This window comes from Mycobacterium pseudokansasii, assembly GCF_900566075.1.
Lineage (GTDB): Bacteria > Actinomycetota > Actinomycetes > Mycobacteriales > Mycobacteriaceae > Mycobacterium > Mycobacterium pseudokansasii.
In genome coordinates this window covers 5,062,816-5,077,508 of sequence record NZ_UPHU01000001.1, presented here as the reverse complement: position 1 = coordinate 5,077,508, position 14,693 = coordinate 5,062,816, and the positions used below count along the sequence as shown (strand labels likewise).

Genomic DNA, 14,693 nt, shown 5'->3' with positions numbered 1-14,693 from the left:
TGACCGGGTCGCCAGGGCCGACGAACCGTGAAACACCTGCCCGGCTAGCACAGCCAAAACCGCCGGCGCACACTCGCTGCCCCGCGCGCCGTGTCCCGGCAGGCGGATTCCGCTACAGCTGGTTTTCCGGGCCGATGATCGCCCAGACCGTCTTGCCGGACGATGTGGGAGTGCTGCCCCACGCGCGGCACAACGCATCGACAATGGCCAGGCCGGACACGTCGATGCCCTTGGGCGGAGATTTCAGCTGTATGGCCGGAGCAGTGCTGCCGTCGGAGACCGCGATCGTCGCCGTCGGACCGTCGCTGAACACCCGTACCACCGGCTCACTGCTGGTGTGTTTGAGCACGTTCTCCACGAATACGTTGACGACCACCAACGCGACGGGGATCAGCCCGGGCTTGGACCAGGAGGTGAGCCATTCGCGAACCAGTTGCCGCGACTCGCGAAGGCTGTTCAAATGCGCGGGCAGTTGCGCCTGGGCATGCCGGACGTTGCGGCGCGCGAGCCGTCCGACCGCCTTCATCGCACCCTTCTCGGTGGGATAGACCGGCATGAATGCCGCGACTCCGCAGCGGGTGACCGCGTCGCGGCCGGCGCGATTGGCGCACACGAGCACGATCGGAACGTTCGGTCGGGTGTCGGCCTGCCAGCGTGCGCCGACAAAGGCCGACCACGCCGCGTCGTCGGGAACCTGCAGCCCGCTCACGTTGACGATCACGGCGGTCGGCTCGTCCAGCGTCGCCTTCATGATGCTGTCGCGCAGCGCCGCCGAGTTGGCCGCGCCGAGCACCCCTTCGACTGCCAGGACGACGGCCGACTGCTCGAGTCGTGTCGCAACGGCCAGCGAGCTCGACGACTTGGCCACCGCGCTCACCGCAGCCGACCTTCCGGGGCCGTCCCACTCAACCGCGGCCTGGGCGGTGCGGGGGTAAGCCCGGTTGCATGACGGCGGGACGTCATGAACCGGCCTGCCAGGTCCGTCCTGTGGTCCGGTTCCATGTCCTGCTCCTCGAACTGCTACCCGTGCAATTGCTTGAGGATGCCGCCCGCGGGAGCGGCGGAGATTTCCATCTTCGGTCAAGTATCGCGAATTGCCTACGGCCGCTGGCGTCACCCGACCGTGGGGTCCGCTCGTCGGCCCATCGGCCGGCGCGGGCCGGGTCAATCCCCGGACCCCGCTCCCAAGAGCCGAACGCTACCTCGCCGACCATGCCGCTCTCGTTTGTGTCGTCGTCTGCCGCAGCACCAGCCACCCAGGGCGGTTACCCGCAATAGGCACGCGGTCAACCTCTAGTCTGGCAGGCACTCAGCCTATCGGGAACTGCCCGGTCGAGCGGGAGGAATCGGCGCAACGATGGCGGGGAAGCTGCTGCTACCGGCCGCTTGACGGGTAGGGTGGTGCCCCCACTCCGGCGACGGAGTGCGTGCCCCAGGGCGTTTGTTCGACGATGCGGGCAGGCGCGCTACGTTCACCGACTGTCAATGTCGCGCTCCTTGATTGGGTGAGCGGGGCCTGCGGCAGCGGATCGAGGACGGTCCCTTGCCAGTGGTAATTGCCGTCGATCGGATCGAGGCGACCGGTCAAGTGGACACGCACCGGGAGGCGGGTTCCGCCTACTTCCAACGTCGCGGTCCCGTCGTAGGTGTCGTCACCGGGCGCGCTGGCGGACAGATCGAACGCCCCGGACACCCGCTGCGCCCGGACGGGCTGCAATTGGGCGCGCTCGTTGAACACCTGCTGACTGCTGCACAGCACCTCGATGCGGGAGCTGGCGGTGCGGTTCATCAGGTCCAGGCACTCGGCGGTGTAGCGGGTTTGCGTGGCCACGTCGACGTTATCGGGACCGGAGATGAAGAAGTAGTTGGGGAAGCCGTGCACGGCGATGCCGAGGAAGGGCTCCATGCCGTCGTGCCAGGCCTGCCGGATGGTCACACCACGTGCGCCAACCAGCGCCCGGTCGGGCAGCTGATCGGGGATGGCGAAGCCGGTGCCGTAGATGATCGCGTCGGTGCCGTATTCGACACCGTCGTGGGTGCGGACGCCCGACGGCGTCAGCGCCGCGATCGCCGAACCGGCCACTGTGGCTGATCGTCGCGGCTGCTCGCCGCGAAGGCGGCGACGCAGCCAGCGTCGGGCTCGGGTTGTCATCAGCGGCAGGTCAGAGACCACGCGGCGCGGTGGCTGGGCAACAACGGTGACCGAGGCCGCCGAGTCCACCAGCCGGTCGAGGTGCCGGGCGACGGCGGCGTCGGTGCCCACCGCGACAATGCGTTTGCCGGCCGCCTCGAAGGCCGGATCCCAGGCCGCCGCATGAAACGATTCGCCGCCAAAGTCGTTGCGCCCGGGCAGGTCCGGTATCCACGGAACATACGGCGGCGGGTGTGCGGCAATGACGACGCGGCCACGGACAACGTCGCCGCCAGCGGTGGTCAGCCCCCAGGCGTCGGTGTCGTCGTCGAACACCGCAGCGAGCACGTCCAGCGCCGGGTCGGCGGCGCTGTCGACGACGACAACGTCACTGACACCGGCCGCCGCCAATGTGGCCCGGGCGACCCGGCCGCGGGCACCCGCACCGACGATGATCACGTGGTGCAGGCCGGGCGCCTCGATCACAGAAACTTGCTGCGCTTCCAGGCGCGGCGCGCGATGGGGCCCATCAGACCCACCTCGGTCAAAAACGCTGCCAGCGGCGCGAATCCGGCCACCTGCATCTGGTAGCGGTGCGGGCTGTTGCGCGCAATCATGCGGGCCCGCCTCGGGTCAAGGCCGGTGCGCGCGTATGGGATCGGATTGCTGAACAGGTACCGGAAGAAGTATCCGCCGAGTCCGTTGATGTTGGCCATGAACCATCGGTTGAGCCGCGGCATTTCGGCTACCCGCCTGCGTGCGCCATCACGGGCGAACTGGATATGGCGGGCCTCTTCAGTGACGTGAATCCGCATGAGCCGCTGGATAATCGGTTGCAGTTCCGGGTCGTCCATCATCTGTCGCTGCAGCGAGTCGAAGATCTCCTCGCCGATCAGGGCGGCCACCCACAGCATCGAACCTCGCTGGAAAGCCAGCGGCAGCGTGTTGATCACCATCCGGTGCACCCTCCGGGGCCGCACCGGCTTGGCGCCGATGCGCTCGATGGCTTTGCCGAACATCACCATGTGGCGGGTCTCGTCGCCCAGTTCGGTCAGCTTGTAATGCGTCGAGCGACTGGTGGGGTCCTCGTGCAAGATGGTGCGCAACAGCGATTGGTTGAGCATGTTCTCGAACCAGATCCCGGCCGACAGCGTGTTGACCAGTTCCTGTTTGGACAACTCGATTTGCTGCTCGCGGGTCATTTCGTCCCACACCGGGGTGCCGTAGAGCGAGACGAGTTTGGGCGGCAGGTAGAACTTATCCGGATCCAGCGGGGCATCCCAGTCGATGTCGACGACGGGCTCATAGGACTTCTTGACCGAACCCTTGAGCAGACGCTCGGAGAACTCCTCACGACTGGGTCCACTTGATGTGGGCCCACTTGGTTTCACCGCGGTGGTCATCGTTGGTGTCCCTTCATCAGGCGGTTCAGACGTTAGGGAGATCACACTCGATAGTCAATACTCAGGGTACTAGGTACCGGAGGTCTCGGATAGGCATTCCGAGATCTGAATTACGTTGTGTTGCATGGGCCGGCACATCCACGTCATCGGCATCGGCGCCGGAGACCCCGACTACCTGACTGTGCAGGCGATCAACGCGCTCAACGACACGCAGGTGTTCTTCGCGATGGACAAGGGTGAGACCAAAAGCGACCTGGTGGCATTGCGGCGCACGATCTGCGAGCGGTTCATCCGGGAGCCGGGATACCGATTCGTCGAGCTGCCCGACCCCGAGCGCGCGACCGACACCGACTACCAGAAGGCGGTCTTTGACTGGCATGCGGCGCGCGCACGCATCTGGGCGGCGGCCATCGCCGCCGAACTGGGTCCCGACGGTGTGGGCGCCTTTCTGGCGTGGGGCGACCCGTCGCTGTACGACAGCACGCTGCGCATTCTGGAAGCGGTGTCCGCCGAGGTCGACATCAGCTATGACGTCATCCCGGGTATCACCGCGGTCCAGGCGTTGACCGCCCGGCACCGCATCCCGCTCAACGACGTCGGCGCTCCCGTGCTCATCACCACCGGCAGGCAGTTGCGTGCGCGGGGACTCACCGGTTCGGCGGTGGTGATGCTGGACGCCGAATGTTCGTTCCAGAGCTGCCCGCCGCAAACCCGCATCTGGTGGGGCGCGTACCTGGGTACTGCCGACGAATTGCTGGTTGCGGGCACCGTCGGCGAGGTCGGGGCACGTATCGCGGCATTGCGCGCCGAGAAGCGGGCGCGGCATGGCTGGATTATGGATACCTACCTTGTGCGAGCGCCAGTCTAAGCACGGCATGAGTTTCTTGACGGTTTGTCAAGAAGCGTGCGATTGACCCTCCAGTTCGCGATAACATCGGTATTCCGCATTGTGTCGCACGTCACTTCGCGATTGCGGGACTCTGCAGTGACGGGGAGGTTCGAACATGTCGTGGGTGATCGCCGCGCCCGAGTACGTGGCTGCAGCGGCCAACGATCTGGCAGGCATTGGTTCGACGCTCGGTCAGGCCAACATGGCGGCGCTGGCCCCGATATCGGGTGTGCTGCCCGCCGGCGCCGACGAGGTGTCGGCTGCGATTTCGGCGTTGTTCAGCGCCCACGCTCAGGCATATCAGGCGCTCAGCGCGCAGGCGGCCTCGTTTCACCAGCAGTTCGTGCAGCTCATGAGCGGCGGTGCCGGGCAGTACGCGGCCGCGGAGGCGGCCAACGTGCTGCCGATGCAGGTTGCGGCTGACGCGATCAACAGTCCCGTGCAGGCGCTCACCGGGCGCCCGCTGATCGGTAACGGCGCCAACGGCGCACCGGGCACCGGGCAAAGCGGCGGGCCCGGCGGGTGGTTGTACGGCAACGGCGGCAACGGCGGCTCCGGCGCATTGGGCCAGAACGGTGGCAGCGGCGGGTCGGCCGGGTTGTGGGGCAACGGCGGCAACGGCGGGGCCGGCGGAGCGGGCCCTGTCGTCCCTAGTGGAGCCGGCATGGCGGGCGGCAACGGCGGCAACGGCGGCAACGGCGGGTGGCTGTACGGGCTCGGCGGACAAGGCGGTGTCGGTGGCAATGGCAGCAGTGCCGTGGCCATCCCCAGCGGCGTTGGCCTTAACGGCGGTGGCGGCGGCAACGGAGGTCTCGGCGGCAACGGCGGTGTGCTCTTCGGGCAGGGCGGTACCGGTGGGCTCGGCGGCAACGGTGGCGACGCCACCGGCAGCAGCAACGCCTCTTCTGTCGGCGGGACCGGCGGGCAGGCCGGAAACGGCGGCGACGGCGGGCATAGTGGCTGGATCTACGGCGACGGTGGCGCCGGCGGCAACACCGGCAACGGCGGGTCCTTCGTGGCCGGCAGCGGCATTATCGCCGGCGCCAGCGGCGGCAGCTTCGGCGCAATCGGGGGCAGCGGCGGCAACTCCGGGTTCTTCGGCAACGGCGGTCCTGGTGGCAACGGCGGATTGGGCGGCGCTGGCCAGGCGGCAACCGGCGACTTTACGACTGCTGGTCAGGGCGGCGGCGGCGGCTTCGGCGGCAACGGCGGCAACGGCGGCCTCCTTTACGGCAACGGCGGTACCGGCGGCGTCGGCGGGAACGGCGCCGACGGCGGCGGCAACAGCGGCACGACCCTGTCCTTCAACGGCGGCGGCGGCTTCGGTGGGTTCGGTGGCTGGGGCGGCCAGAGCGGGCTGATCGGTAGCGGGGGTAACGGCGGCGCCGGTGGCAACGGCGGCAACGGCGGCAGCGGCGGCAATCACGGCGGTAACGCCGGTCCGGGCGCGCTTGGCGGCTTCGGCGGCGACGCCCAGCTGTGGGGCAACGGCGGCGCCGGCGCCAACGGCGGCAATACCGGTAATCCCGGCAACCTGAACGGCGGCGGCACCGGCTCGGTGTACCAGACCAGCGACGGCGGCAACGGCGGCCAGGGCGGCTTGTTCGCCGGCAACGGCGGCAACGGCGGCAACGCCGGCAGCATCCCCGCGGGCTTCATGGCCCCGGCGGGGAACGGCATCGGCGGCAACGGCGGCGGTGCCCAGTTGGTCGGCAACGGCGGCAACGGCGGTGCCGGAGCCGGTGCCAGCCAGGGCGGTACCGGCGGCACCGGTGGCCGTGGCGGCGAGCTCTTCGGCCAGCCCGGCGCCGACGGACCCCCATAGCCGGTCGGCTCAGCGGGTTTGCTGTAACGCCCGCCCCGGGCGCTGAGAGCGCATGCCATCTGCTGTTAGAGGTTGCGACGAGCGTGGCCATTCTCTGGAGGGCTGCCGGATGTCGTTCGTGACCGCATCGTCGGAGTTAATGGTTTCTGCAGCAACGGATTTGGCAAGCATTAGCTCCTCGATCGCGCAGGCCAATACGGCGGCGGCGGTGCCGACCGCCGGGGTCCTGGCGGCCGGCGCCGATGAAGTCTCGGCAGCTGTCGCGGCCTGGTTCGGCGCGCACGCGCAGGCCTGCCAAGCGCTGAGCACCCAAGCGGCGACCTTCCATCAGCAGTTCGTACAGCTCATGAGTGCCGGCGCGGCGCAATACGCCGCAGCCGAAGCGGTCAACGCCACGCCGCTGCAGCAGGTCGCGGCCCTGATCAACGACCCGGTACTGGCGCTGACCGGGCGCCCCCTGTTCGGCGATGGTGCCAACGGCGCCGCGGGCACCGGCGCGGCCGGCGGCAACGGCGGGTGGCTGTTCGGCAACGGCGGTAACGGCGGGTCCGGGGCGCTCGGCCAGGCCGGCGGTAATGGCGGGTCGGCGGGGTTCTTGGGTCACGGCGGTCAGGGCGGCGCCGGTGGCGTGGGGGCAACGGAGGCGCCAACCAAGCCGGTTTTGCGGGTGCCCGGGGCGGCGACGGTGGTGCGGGCGGCTGGATCTACGGCAACGGCGGCAGCGGCGGAGTGGGCGGCATGGGCGGCAACGCCACGGGGAACGCTCTTGGTGGCAGTGGCCTGAATGGCGGCGTCGGGGGCAGTGGCGGTCTCGGCGGCGCCGGCGGGCACGGCGGGCAGTTGTTCGGTAGCGGTGGAAGGTGCGGTGACGGCGGCGCGACCGGGACCGTCGGCGCCGTGGTTCAGACCAGCAACGGCGGAGCCTGCGGCAACGGCGGGTTCTTCTACGGCAATGGCGGCGACGCTGGCAACGCCGGTGCGACGCCCGCGCTTCCGCCTTCCCCAGTCACGGGTATCGGCGGTGCCGGCGGGAGTGCGCAGTGGATCGGTAACGGCGGCAACGGCGGCGCCGGTGTCCTTGGGCAGCCCGGCGGCGCCGGCGGTGGCGCCGGGAAGATATTCGGCCTGCCAGGCGCCGACGGGCCTTCATCGCAGGCCGGCTCAGCAGGCCGATGGACACCTGACTGAAGCGGTCGGCAGACTGAACAGGTGCCCGAACTGCCCGAGATCGAAGCGCTGGTCGACCATGTGCGCCGGCACGCCGTCGGTTTGCCGATCGGCCGCGTCGACGTCGCCGCGCTCTCGGTGCTGAAAACCTTCGATCCGCCGGTCGGCGCTCTGCACGGTCGCACTGTCACGGCGGCCGAGCGGTGGGGAAAATACCTGGGCCTGCGGGCGGGCCCGCTGTGGTTGATCGCTCACCTGTCGCGGGCGGGCTGGCTGCGATGGTCGGACAAGCTCGCCGCGGCACCGCTGCGGCCGGGCAAGGGGCCGATCGCGCTGCGCGTGCATCTCGGTACTCCCGGCGATGCACCGGGTTTCGATCTCACCGAGGCCGGCACGCAGAAGCGTCTGGCCGTCTGGCTGGTCGACGATCCGAAGCAAGTCCCGGGTGTCGCCGCGCTCGGGCCGGATGCTCTCGAACTCAGTACCGAGGACCTGGCCGGGCTACTGGCCGGCAACACCGGCCGCATCAAGACCGTCATCACCGACCAGAAGGTGATCGCCGGCATCGGCAATGCCTACAGCGACGAAATCCTGCATGTTGCCCAGATCTCGCCGTTTGCCACCGCCGGCAAGCTCTCGGCCGGACAGCTGGCCACCCTGCATGACGCGATGGTGTCGGTGCTGTCGGACGCGGTGCACCGATCTGTCGGGCAGGGCGCGGCAATGCTCAAGGGGGAGAAGCGCTCCGGGTTACGGGTGCACGCCCGCACCGGCTTGCCCTGCCCGGTGTGTGCAGACACCGTGCGGGAAGTGTCGTTCGCGGACAAGTCTTTCCAGTACTGTCCGACGTGCCAGACCGGCGGCAAGGTGCTGGCCGACCGGCGCATGTCGCGGCTGCTGAAGTAGTCGATATGCTGCCCGGATGACCCGTCGGAAAATCCTCATCACCGGCGCCAGCTCCGGCCTGGGGGCCGGGATGGCCCGGGCGTTCGCCGCCAAGGGCCGCGACCTGGCCCTGTGCGCTCGTCGTATCGATCGGCTCGACGAGCTGAAAGATGAACTTTCCCAACGGTATCCGAACATAAAGATCGCCGTGGCGGGCCTGGACGTCACCGACCACGCGCAGGTGCCCAAGGTGTTCGCCGAACTGAGCGACGAGCTTGGAGGTACCGACCGCGTCATCGTCAACGCTGGTATCGGCAAGGGCGCCAGGCTGGGGTCGGGCAAGTTGTGGGCTAACAAGGCAACCATCGAAACCAATCTCGTGGCCGCCCTGGTGCAGATCGAAACGGCGCTGGAGATGTTCGCCGACAGCGGCTCGGGACATCTGGTGCTCATTTCCTCGGTGCTGGGCAACACCGGCGTGCCGGGCGTCAAAGCCGCCTATGCCGCAAGCAAAGCCGGGCTGAGTTCGCTGGGCGAATCGCTGCGCACCGAGTACGCCAGAGGTCCCATCAAGATCTCGGTGATCGAGCCGGGCTACATCGAGTCGGAGATGACAGCCAAGTCGAACAGCACGATGTTCATGGTGGACAACGAAACCGGCGTCAAGGCACTCGTGGACGCCATCGAACGCGAGCCCGGCCGGGCCGCAGTGCCGTGGTGGCCGTGGGCGCCGCTGGTGCAGCTCATGCGGGTGCTGCCGCCGCCGCTGACGAAGCTCTTCGCTTAGCTGGCCGCGCATGCACGCGTCCGCGCGAGCAGGCGCAAAAGCCCCTCGACACGCCGCGTAAGAGGGCACTTTGCGTCTGCTCGCCGAGGTTAGCCCGCACGCCCCCGTTCGGTGCGGTAGCGACGCACCAGCGCGTCGGTCGAGCTGTCCGACTGCGGCGCGGGCGCGGCGTCGCCGGTGATCACCGGAAGCAGGGCCTTGGCCTGCGTCTTGCCCAGCTCCACCCCCCACTGGTCGAACGAGTCGATCCCCCACACCACACCCTCGGTGAACACCTGGTGCTCATACAAAGCGATCAGCTGTCCCAGCACCGACGGCGTCAGCCGGTTGGCCAGAATCGAGGTGGACGGCCGGTTGCCGGGCATCACCTTGTGTGGCACCACCTCGGCCGGGGTGCCCTCGGCCGCGATCTCCTCGGCGGTCTTTCCGAACGCCAGCACCTGGGTTTGGGCGAAGAAGTTGCTCATCAACAGGTCGTGCATGCTGCCGGTGCCCTCGACGGTCGGCAGGTCGTCGAGCGGTTGGCTGAAGCCGATGAAATCGGCCGGCACCAGCCGGGTGCCTTGATGCAGTAATTGGTAGAAGGCATGCTGGCCGTTGGTTCCCGGTTCGCCCCAAAAGATTTCGCCGGTGTCGGTGGTCACCGGTGTGCCGTCGGCACGGGTCGACTTGCCGTTGGATTCCATGGTCAGCTGCTGCAGATAAGCCGCGAAGCGGGCGAGGTCATTGGAATACGGCAACACCGCGCGCGATTGCGCACCCATGAAGTTGGAGTACCAGAGGCCGATAAGACCAAGCAGCGCAGGCGCATTGGACTCCAGCGGCGAGGTGCGGAAGTGCTCGTCGACAATGTGGAACCCGGATAGAAAGTCGGCGAAGGCTTCTCGGCCGATGGCGGCCATCACCGACAGCCCGATCGCCGAATCGACCGAATACCGTCCGCCCACCCAATCCCAGAAGCCGAACATGTTGTCGGTGTTGATGCCGAAGTCGTCGACCAGGCGCTTGTTGGTGGAGACCGCGACGAAATGCCTGGACACCGCGGCGTCGCCGAGCGCTTCTGTCAGCCAGCGCCGCGCGGCGGTCGCGTTGGTCAGCGTCTCCAGCGTGGAGAACGTCTTCGACGCGACAACGAAAAGCGTTGTGGCAGGCTCTAAATCGGTCATTTTGGCAATGAGGTCGGCCGGGTCGACATTGGAGACGAAACGCGCCGAAATCCCGGCGTCGGCGTAGTGGCGCAGGGCCTGGTATACCATCACCGGGCCGAGGTCCGAGCCGCCGATGCCGATGTTGACGACGGTGGTGATCCGCTTGCCGGTGGCTCCGGTCCAGTCACCACTGCGCAGCCGGTCGGTGAAGTCACCCATGGCATCCAGCACGGCATGCACGTCCTGCACCACGTTGCGGCCGTCGACAACCAGCTCGGCGTCGCGGGGCAGTCGCAGCGCGGTGTGCAGCACGGCGCGATCTTCAGAGGTGTTGATGTGCACACCGGAGAACATCTGGTCGCGGCGCTCCTCGAGCCGTGCCACGCGGGCCAGCTCGATCAGCAGCCGTAGCGTCTCGCGGGTGACGCGGTGCTTGCTGTAGTCGATGTAGAGGTCGCCGACGGTGACCGTGAGATCGCGGCCGCGATCGGGGTCGTCCGCGAACAACTGCCGAAGGTGAGTTTCTCCGATCTGATCGTGGTGCTTGCGCAAGGCGTCCCAGGCCGGCGTGGCGGTGATGTTGGGAATTGGTGGTTCGGCGGTCATGATTTGACCCTAGTGCTCCGGGACCGGGGGCCGCCGGTGCGTCAGCCGCGTCTGTCTACGCCGTGCCCAACACTTGCTGAAGATCGGGCAGCATGGCTTGTAATTGTGCGCCCCAATATGACCAGGTATGGGTGCCGTTAGCCGGGAAATTGAATACGCCGTTGTGCCCGCCCTTGGCTTTGTACCTGGCCTGGAAAATCTTGTTGCTGATCCGCGTGGCGGATTCCAGCAGGCTGGCATCCAGCTTGGTGGCGGCCTCCATGTCCGATTGCCCGCCGTTGCCGGTATACACCCAGATTCGGGTGTTGTTGGCGACGAGTGTCGCCGCATTGGCCGTCGGGTCGTTGGCCGCCCAGGCCGGGTCGGTGGGCGGGCCCCACATCGCCTCCGAGCGAAAACCGCCGGCGCCCAGTTGCGCGGCACTGACCAATGAGGGCCATTGCCCGGCGGACAGGTTGAGAAAGCCCGACATCGAGGCCGCGTAGCCGAAGTTCTGCGGATGTTTGGCCGCCAGGATCAGTGCCGCCGATCCGGACATCGACGCACCGACCACCGCGTTTCCCGAAGTGCCGACCGCTTTGTTCGTCGCCAGCCACTGCGGCAGCTCTTCGGTCAGGAAGGTTTCCCACTTGTACGTCCAGACCCCGCCGTTGCCGGCCGCGGGCTGATACCAGTTGGAGTAGAAGCTGGCCATGCCGCCGACCGGCATGACGAGCGACAGGCCGGATTGGTCGAACCATTCGAAGACCGGCAGGTGCATGTCCCAGCCGTTGTAGTCGTCGCGGGCGAGCATGCCGTCGAGCAAATACACCGCATGGGGGCCGCCGCCCTGAAATTCCACCTTGATCTGGCGGTGCATCGACGGCGAGGGCACCATCAGATACTCGATCGGCAGGCCGCGCCGCGACCACGCGGACGAGGTGGCCGAGCCGGCGGCCAGTGCTGCCAGCAGGGTGAGTACTGCCGTTGCCGAAACGACCATCGCACGGCGCAGTCGCAGAACCCCAGCTGACTTTGCTGTAACCATTTCGGCGGAATGTACCGCACAAACCAGGATATCGGCGATAAGCAGCGGAAATGTAACCTATTAGTGACCGAGACGACCTCGGCCCAGCCGCAAAAGTAGCATTGCCAGCTGCTTGCCGTCGGGTCCGAGTTCGCTGTAGCGCTCGATGACCTGCATCTCGCGATTGTGCACCAGCCGGGTGCCTCCGGAGGCCATTCGGACTCTGCCGATGGCCTGCGACACTTCGGCGCGCCGTTTGACCGCGGCCAGGATTTCGCGGTCTAAGCGGTCGATCTCTTCGCGCAACTCCTCGATGCTGGGTAGCTGTTGGGTATCGGTGTTCATCTCCGCTGACTCCGCGTTCTCGTGATGTGGGGATTCTGGTCTCATCCGGTATCGGGCTTCACACAAGAAGACGAGCCCCGAATCGCCGAAGCGGACCACGGGGCTCTGCGAAAGCAGCTAGACCACGGGCACCGCTGGCCGGTACCCGTAGAAAAATCGGCGCTGCCTGTTAAGCACCAACCGAGTGTGCCACCAAGGGCCGCGGCTGCGCAAAGCCGGCGACCTGTTGGCCGGAAATCGTCGCGGGCGGGTTGCGGCCGATGGACCGTGTCCGGTTCTGCGGTTTTGCCGTATGCGGCGAAGCGTCGATTCGGTTGGCGAAAAGTAGCGCGAAACGCCCATCACGCCGCAATGCCGGTCGTAAGCTCTACGCGCTGTGCCGAGGGCGGCACTGGTACAAGGGGAGCCGGCTGGGTCGGGCCCAGGGGCGGAAGGACTGTGGTGATGAATTATTCGATGTTGCCTCCGGAGATCAACTCTTCGCTGATGTTTGCGGGTGCGGGTGCGGCTCCCATGCTCGACGCCGCGGTGGCCTGGGAAGGGTTGGCTGAGGAGCTGAGTTCGGCGGCGTCGTCGTTCGGCTCGCTGACTTCGGGGCTGGCCGCCCAGGCGTGGCAGGGGCCCGCGTCGACCGCGATGGTGGCAGCGGCCGCACCGTACGCAAGTTGGCTGAGCGCGGCGGCAACCCAGGCCGCGGCGGCGGCCGGACAGGCCCGAACGGTCGCCGGCGTGTTCGAGGCGGCGCGGGCCGCGACGGTGGTACCGGCGGCGGTGGCGGCCAACCGAAATGCACTGGTGCAGATGGTGCTGTCGAACTGGTTCGGGCTGAACGCGCCGGCGATCGCGCACATCGAAGGCCTGTACGAACAGATGTGGGCCCAGGATGTGGCCGCGATGGCGGGTTATCACGGTGGAGCTTCGGCAGCCGCCGCCGGGTTGGCCCCGTGGCAGCAGCTACTGCAGAACATCCCGGGCCTGAGCGCGCTTTCGGCCGTCGGCAATATCGGCGCCGGGAACCTGGGCTTGGGAAACATCGGCAGCGGAAACCTGGGCAGCGGCAATACCGGTAATGCAAACTTCGGCAGCGGGAACAATGGCAATCTCAACTTCGGCGACGGAAACCTGAGCGGAATCCTCAACTTCGGCAGCGGAAACACCGGCAGTTTCAACATGGGTAGTGGAAACAGGGGCAGCAGAAACTTCGGCGCCGGTAATCGTGGCAATGGAAACTTTGGCTTCGGAAACTCTCAGGCCACCGGTGGTGGAAACGTCGGGAGCGGAAACAGCGGCAGCGGGAATATTGGCAACGGAAATACCGGAAATCTCAATATAGGCAGTGGAAATTTCGGTAACGCCAACTTCGGCTTCGGCAATAGCGGTCCCGGAGTCATGCCCACGGCAGGGAACTCGAATGTCGGGTTTGGCAATACCGGCAACTCCAACATCGGCATAGGTAACTTCGGCAATTTCAACATCGGGCTGGGCAATAGTGGCGAGTTCAACATCGGCTTCGGCAACTCGGGGAACAACAATTTCGGCATCGGTCTGACCGGCGACAATCAGTTTGGCATCAACTTCAACGGCCTGAACTCCGGTAGCGGCAACATCGGCTTATTCAATTCCGGCGACAACAATGTCGGATTCTTCAATTCAGGCCAGGGAAACTGGGGCATCGGCAACTCCGGTGACATAAACACCGGAATCGCGAACTCTGGCAACACGAACACCGGCATCATGAACTCTGGTAACCACAATACGGGCTGGGTTAACACGACCAACACCAATGTCGGCTTCGGAAACTCTGGTCACGGAAATGTCGGTTTCTGGAACGCTGGAAGCGATAATGTGGGCGTCGGCAATGGAGGCGGCTTTGCGGTGGGCGCCTTCAACTCGGGTTCGAGCGGGACCGTGGGCTTCTTCAACTCGGGTGCGAGCAGCGTAGGCTTCTACAACTCCGGCTCCGGCAACACCGGTTTTGGAAATTCGGGCAACACCAACACCGGATTTTGGAACTCGGGCAACGTAAACACAGGCGCCGGCAATGCCGGCGATGTGAATACCGGCTACGGAAGCGCAACCGACACCGGAGCCACAAATTCCGGCTTCGGCAACACCGGCACCGGAACCTCGGGCTTCAATAACCATGGGAACAGTACTTCGGGATGGGAGAACACCGGCAATTCGAGCGAGGGGTACGGGAACGTCGGTAACTTCCAGACGGGCTTCCAAAACACAAATAGTCGCAATACCGGCTTCTTCAACTCGGGCGTCAACTCCGTCGGATTCTCGAATACGAGTGGCTTTGGAATTGGCTTTGCGAACGGCGGCGTTACCGGCAACGTGGGCTTCATGAACGTCGGCACCGACAATTCGGGCTTCGGCCAGTCCGGGACATTGAACTCGGGCTGGGGCAACTCGGGTACAAATAGCTCGGGCAGCAATCACACGGGCAACGACCAGTCCGGGTTCGAGTAACAGCACCGTCCCAGACGCTCAGCCCG

Annotated in this window: 12 protein-coding genes and 2 pseudogenes; 8 read left to right on the top strand and 6 right to left on the bottom strand. The window is 66.5% G+C overall.

What is annotated here, in order from left to right; translation table 11 throughout:
* Positions 1–112 precede the first annotated feature (112 nt).
* Positions 113–877 carry an STAS domain-containing protein gene (locus EET10_RS22755; RefSeq protein ID WP_036402041.1) on the bottom strand — a complete coding sequence of 255 codons (765 nt, stop codon included), beginning with the start codon at positions 875–877 and terminating at the stop codon, positions 113–115.
* 84 nt (positions 878–961) lie between these two features.
* On the opposite strand from EET10_RS22755, the gene EET10_RS32605 reads away from it, so the two are divergent.
* Positions 962–1,297 (top strand): hypothetical protein, encoded by a 336-nt coding sequence (locus tag EET10_RS32605; protein ID WP_484201334.1) that lies wholly within the window; start codon positions 962–964, stop codon positions 1,295–1,297.
* A 78-nt stretch (positions 1,298–1,375) separates the two neighbouring features.
* Here the strand turns inward: EET10_RS32605 and EET10_RS22750 are convergent, their stop codons facing one another.
* Together EET10_RS22750 and EET10_RS22745 are read right to left on the bottom strand one after the other, a co-directional pair.
* The gene (locus EET10_RS22750; RefSeq protein WP_246013748.1) at positions 1,376–2,362 is read right to left on the bottom strand and encodes a DUF4873 domain-containing protein; all 987 of its coding nucleotides are present in this window, start codon (positions 2,360–2,362) and stop codon (positions 1,376–1,378) included.
* A gap of 251 nt (positions 2,363–2,613) precedes the next feature.
* Positions 2,614–3,534, bottom strand: a complete 921-nt coding sequence (locus tag EET10_RS22745) for an AurF N-oxygenase family protein (protein ID WP_036402039.1) — start codon at positions 3,532–3,534, stop codon at positions 2,614–2,616.
* A gap of 124 nt (positions 3,535–3,658) precedes the next feature.
* Here EET10_RS22745 and cobF point away from each other — a divergent pair, with 124 nt between their 5' ends.
* From cobF to EET10_RS22720, 6 genes and pseudogenes are all read left to right on the top strand, one after another.
* On the top strand, positions 3,659–4,402 hold the full coding sequence (gene cobF, locus EET10_RS22740; RefSeq protein WP_036402037.1) for a precorrin-6A synthase (deacetylating): 744 nt from the start codon (positions 3,659–3,661) through the stop codon (positions 4,400–4,402).
* A 136-nt stretch (positions 4,403–4,538) separates the two neighbouring features.
* A complete protein-coding gene (locus tag EET10_RS22735) occupies positions 4,539–6,248 on the top strand; it encodes a PE family protein (RefSeq protein ID WP_099187672.1) in 1,710 nt (569 codons plus the stop codon).
* Between the two features lie 109 nt (positions 6,249–6,357).
* Positions 6,358–7,103 (top strand): annotated as a pseudogene (locus EET10_RS31795) (PE family protein); the annotation flags it as partial.
* Positions 7,104–7,457: 354 nt separating this feature from the next.
* Positions 7,458–7,700 (top strand): annotated as a pseudogene (locus EET10_RS31790) (DNA-formamidopyrimidine glycosylase family protein); the annotation flags it as partial.
* Between the two features lie 132 nt (positions 7,701–7,832).
* A complete protein-coding gene (locus tag EET10_RS31135) occupies positions 7,833–8,321 on the top strand; it encodes a zinc finger domain-containing protein (RefSeq protein ID WP_244602057.1) in 489 nt (162 codons plus the stop codon).
* Between the two features lie 16 nt (positions 8,322–8,337).
* Positions 8,338–9,087, top strand: coding sequence for an SDR family oxidoreductase (locus tag EET10_RS22720; protein WP_036402033.1), 750 nt, complete (start codon positions 8,338–8,340; stop codon positions 9,085–9,087).
* Positions 9,088–9,176: 89 nt separating this feature from the next.
* Here the strand turns inward: EET10_RS22720 and pgi are convergent, their stop codons facing one another.
* Genes pgi through EET10_RS22705 form a run of 3 tightly spaced genes read right to left on the bottom strand, consistent with a single transcriptional unit; the run spans position 9,177 to position 12,237 of the window.
* Entirely contained in the window at positions 9,177–10,841 is a 1,665-nt protein-coding gene (gene pgi / locus EET10_RS22715) for a glucose-6-phosphate isomerase (RefSeq protein WP_122502519.1), read from the bottom strand.
* A 55-nt stretch (positions 10,842–10,896) separates the two neighbouring features.
* Positions 10,897–11,868, bottom strand: a complete 972-nt coding sequence (locus EET10_RS22710; protein ID WP_122502518.1) for an esterase family protein — start codon at positions 11,866–11,868, stop codon at positions 10,897–10,899.
* Positions 11,869–11,928: 60 nt separating this feature from the next.
* The gene (locus EET10_RS22705; protein WP_051490458.1) at positions 11,929–12,237 is read right to left on the bottom strand and encodes a chorismate mutase; all 309 of its coding nucleotides are present in this window, start codon (positions 12,235–12,237) and stop codon (positions 11,929–11,931) included.
* Between the two features lie 399 nt (positions 12,238–12,636).
* On the opposite strand from EET10_RS22705, the gene EET10_RS22700 reads away from it, so the two are divergent.
* Positions 12,637–14,667: a PPE family protein gene (locus tag EET10_RS22700; RefSeq protein WP_036402291.1), complete on the top strand. Its 2,031-nt coding sequence runs from the start codon at positions 12,637–12,639 to the stop codon at positions 14,665–14,667.
* The last annotated feature ends 26 nt before the right edge of the window (positions 14,668–14,693 follow it).

Excerpts from the sequence above, each read along its gene's own strand:
- EET10_RS32605 (WP_484201334.1), top strand. The coding sequence starts at position 962 with ATGAACCGGCCTGCCAGGTCCGTCCTGTGGTCCGGTTCCATGTCCTGC.
- EET10_RS22745 (WP_036402039.1), bottom strand. The coding sequence starts at position 3,534 with ATGACCACCGCGGTGAAACCAAGTGGGCCCACATCAAGTGGACCCAGT.
- cobF (WP_036402037.1), top strand. The coding sequence starts at position 3,659 with ATGGGCCGGCACATCCACGTCATCGGCATCGGCGCCGGAGACCCCGAC.
- EET10_RS22735 (WP_099187672.1), top strand. The coding sequence starts at position 4,539 with ATGTCGTGGGTGATCGCCGCGCCCGAGTACGTGGCTGCAGCGGCCAAC.
- EET10_RS22720 (WP_036402033.1), top strand. The coding sequence starts at position 8,338 with ATGACCCGTCGGAAAATCCTCATCACCGGCGCCAGCTCCGGCCTGGGG.
- pgi (WP_122502519.1), bottom strand. The coding sequence starts at position 10,841 with ATGACCGCCGAACCACCAATTCCCAACATCACCGCCACGCCGGCCTGG.
- EET10_RS22710 (WP_122502518.1), bottom strand. The coding sequence starts at position 11,868 with ATGGTTACAGCAAAGTCAGCTGGGGTTCTGCGACTGCGCCGTGCGATG.
- EET10_RS22705 (WP_051490458.1), bottom strand. The coding sequence starts at position 12,237 with ATGAGACCAGAATCCCCACATCACGAGAACGCGGAGTCAGCGGAGATG.
- EET10_RS22700 (WP_036402291.1), top strand. The coding sequence starts at position 12,637 with ATGAATTATTCGATGTTGCCTCCGGAGATCAACTCTTCGCTGATGTTT.